Genomic DNA, 3,165 nt, shown 5'->3' with positions numbered 1-3,165 from the left:
AGTCGGCCTGGTGTCGGGCGGCGCTGGCTATATCGCGGGCTACGGCAATGGCGATCTGCGCATCTTCGACCACTTCCAGAGCAATGACCGCATGATCCGCGGTTTCGCCTATGGCGGCATTGGCCCGATTGCCAGCGACACCAGTGGCGACCATCTCGGCGGCACGACCTATTTCAATGCTTCGGCGGAAGCCCAGTTCCCGATGCCGGTCATTCCGGAAAGCTTCGGCCTGCGTGGCGCGGTGTTCGCCGATGCGGCAACGCTCTATGGCAGCAAGCTCGATCCTGCTTTGATCAAGCCGGGATCGGCTGACATGCATCTGCGCGCTTCGGTCGGTGTCGGCCTGATGTGGGCTTCGCCGTTCGGTCCGATCCGCATCGACTATGCGATCCCGGTCGAGAAGCAGCCGGGCGACGACGTGCAGGAATTCAACTTCGGCATAGCGACCCGTTTCTAATCCGCGGGTTACGATGTTTCCGGGTCGTGTGATGGCCCGGAATCGACTGATCCGACCTAGCTGGATAATGTTTGTGGAATGACCGATCCGGTGTTCTTCGCGCCTTCACGCCGGTATACGGCTGGCGAGGTCGCGAATCTGACCGGCGCCAATCTTATTGATTCCTCGCAGGCCGACATCGCCATCGACGCGCTGGCGCCCGCCAATGAGGGTGGCGACGGTGCGCTCGTTTTTGTCGACGGCAAGCGCAATTTCGCCTTGATGCATTCGCTCAAGGCGGCTGCCGTTCTCTGTCCTGCCGACTTCGCCAACAGGGCGCCGCAGGGGATTGCGGTGCTGGCGCATCCGCGCCCGCAGCAGGCCTTCGCCATGGTGGGGCGACTGCTCTTTCCGCAGGCCGCCACGCCCGGGCCGATGACCGGCGAAACCGGCATTTCGCCGCAAGCGCACATCGATCCGTCCGCGCATGTCGAGGCGGGTGCGATCGTGGAGGCGGGCGCCGTGATCGGTCCCGACGTTTCTATCGGGAGCGGCACGGTCATTGCGCCCCATGCGGTCATTGGCCGCTCCTGCAAGATAGGTCGTGATGGCTATGTCGGTCCGGGTGCCAGCATCCAATATGCGCTGATCGGCAACCGCGTCATCATTCATGGCGGTGCAAGGATCGGTCAGGACGGGTTCGGCTTCGTGGCCGGCGCGAAGGGACCTGAGCGCGTGCCGCAGATCGGCCGCGTCATCATCCAGGATGACGTCGAGATCGGCTCCAACTCGACCGTCGATCGCGGTGCGATGTCCGACACGATCATCGGACAAGGCACCAAGATCGACAATCTGGTGCAGATCGCCCACAATGTTCGCATCGGCCGCAATTGCATTATAGCCGGGCTTTCGGGTATTTCCGGTTCCGTCGTCGTCGGCGACAACGTCACCATGGGTGGCGGCGTCGGCCTCGCCGATCATTTGACCATCGGTCCCGGGGCCAAGCTTGCTGCGAGAAGTGGATTCATGAGCAACGTGCCGGCGGGCGAGGTCTGGGGAGGCTATCCGGCACAGCCAATGGCGGAAGCCATGCGTGAGATCGCGATGCTGCGCAGGCTGGCCAGGACGCGCAAGCAGGGCGACGGAAATGGCTGACACGGTTGCGACGACACTTGAGGCGGTCGACATAATGGGGCTGATGAAGCTCCTGCCGCACCGTTATCCGTTTCTGCTGATCGACCGTATCGTCGAAATCGACGGCGACGACTCCGCGGTCGGCATCAAGAACGTGACCATCAACGAACCGCATTTCCAGGGCCATTTCCCGCAGCAGCCGGTGATGCCGGGCGTGCTCATCATCGAGGCCATGGCCCAGACCGCCGGGGCGATCTGCATTCGCAGCCTCAATGCGGAAAAGCCGTCGCTGGTCTATTTCATGACCATCGACAACGCGAAGTTCCGCAAGCCGGTCGTTCCAGGCGATCAGCTCAGGATCCACGTCAAGAAGATCAAGAAGCGCGGCAACCTGCTGAAATTCGCCTGCGAGGCGATGGTGGATGGCGCAAAGGCCGCCGAAGCCGAAGTTTCGGCTATGATGGTCACCGGCTGACGGTTTCAAATGCTCATGAAAGTTCAGACATCAATCCATCCTTCCTCGGTCGTCGAAGAAGGTGCCCAGCTCGGCGAAGGTGTGCGTATCGGACCCTTCTGTCATGTCGGCGCCGACGCCGTCATCGGCGATCGCGTCGAACTGGTCAGCCATGTCTCGGTGATGGGCGCGACCACCGTCGGCGGCTCGACCAGGGTCTATCCAATGTCGACGCTCGGGGCGCCGCCGCAGAACACCAAGCACAAGGGCGGGCGCACGACGCTGGTCATCGGCGAAAATTGCACCATCCGCGAAGGCGTCACCATGCATGTCGGCACCGATTCCAGCCGCGGCGAGACGACGGTCGGCGATAATGGCAATTTTCTGGCCTATGCCCACATTGCCCATGACTGCGTCGTCGGCAAGAATGCCACCTTCGCCAATGGGGCGACGCTCGGCGGGCATTGCGAGATCGGCGACAATGTCTATATCGGCGGTTTGACCGCCGTGCATCAGTTTGTCCGCGTCGGCGACAACGCCTTTATCGGCGGCTGCTCGGCGGTCGTCGGCGACGTCATTCCCTATGCGATCGCCGTCGGCAATCGCGCCAAGCTGCGCGGTCTCAACGTCATCGGCCTGAAGCGCTCCGGCCTGCCGCGCGCCGAAATCTACATGCTGCGAAGGGCTTACAGGGCGATTTTCGACCACTCCCGCACGGTCGGGGAGAATGTCGAGATCGCCAAGGCGGAGTTCGCCTCGTCACCGACGGCCATGAAGATGATCGACTTCATCACCAGTCGCGGCAAGCGGCACTATGCCGTCCCGCCGCTGAAGGGCGGTGGCGGCTATGACGATGGCGATGACGAGGGCTGAGCCCGCCGGGTCAGGGCTTGCACTCGCGCCGGGCTCCAGGGTCGGCATCATCGCCGGTGGCGGCAGCCTGCCGGTCGAAGTGGCGGAAGGTCTGGTCAGACAGGGACATTCCCCTTTCATCATCCTGGCCGAGGGCGAGGTGGATCGCGAAGCGGACTTCGCCGCCTACGAGCAGGCGACGCTTGCGCTCGAAGACATCGGGTTCCTGCTTCCCATGCTGAAGCGTGAAGACATTAGCCACCTGGTTCTTGCCGGCGAGATCAAGCGC

4 protein-coding genes and 1 pseudogene are annotated in these 3,165 nt (G+C 62.8%); all 5 read left to right on the top strand.

Annotation, left to right across the window (positions count from 1 at the left end; genetic code table 11):
• The coding region (locus EOA32_RS35520; RefSeq protein ID WP_145971473.1) for a BamA/TamA family outer membrane protein at nucleotides 1–457 on the top strand (457 nt) is incomplete at its 5' end.
• A gap of 78 nt (nucleotides 458–535) precedes the next feature.
• Complete coding sequence (lpxD, locus tag EOA32_RS35515) at nucleotides 536–1,591, top strand: UDP-3-O-(3-hydroxymyristoyl)glucosamine N-acyltransferase (protein ID WP_067319901.1); 1,056 nt, start codon at nucleotides 536–538, stop codon at nucleotides 1,589–1,591.
• A complete protein-coding gene (gene fabZ, locus EOA32_RS35510) occupies nucleotides 1,584–2,045 on the top strand; it encodes a 3-hydroxyacyl-ACP dehydratase FabZ (RefSeq protein ID WP_066992658.1) in 462 nt (153 codons plus the stop codon). Before lpxD ends, fabZ begins: the two co-directional genes overlap by 8 nt.
• 15 nt (nucleotides 2,046–2,060) lie before the next feature.
• Entirely contained in the window at nucleotides 2,061–2,897 is an 837-nt protein-coding gene (lpxA, locus tag EOA32_RS35505) for an acyl-ACP--UDP-N-acetylglucosamine O-acyltransferase (RefSeq protein ID WP_128374174.1), read from the top strand.
• Nucleotides 2,872–3,165 (top strand): annotated as a pseudogene (locus EOA32_RS35500) (DUF1009 domain-containing protein); the annotation flags it as partial. The gene lpxA and the pseudogene EOA32_RS35500, both read left to right, overlap by 26 nt.

It is taken from the genome of Mesorhizobium sp. M1A.F.Ca.ET.072.01.1.1, from assembly GCF_004023325.1.
GTDB lineage: Bacteria > Pseudomonadota > Alphaproteobacteria > Rhizobiales > Rhizobiaceae > Mesorhizobium.
Note: the sequence above shows the minus strand (reverse complement) of the source record. Positions and strands in the feature narration are given on the sequence as shown.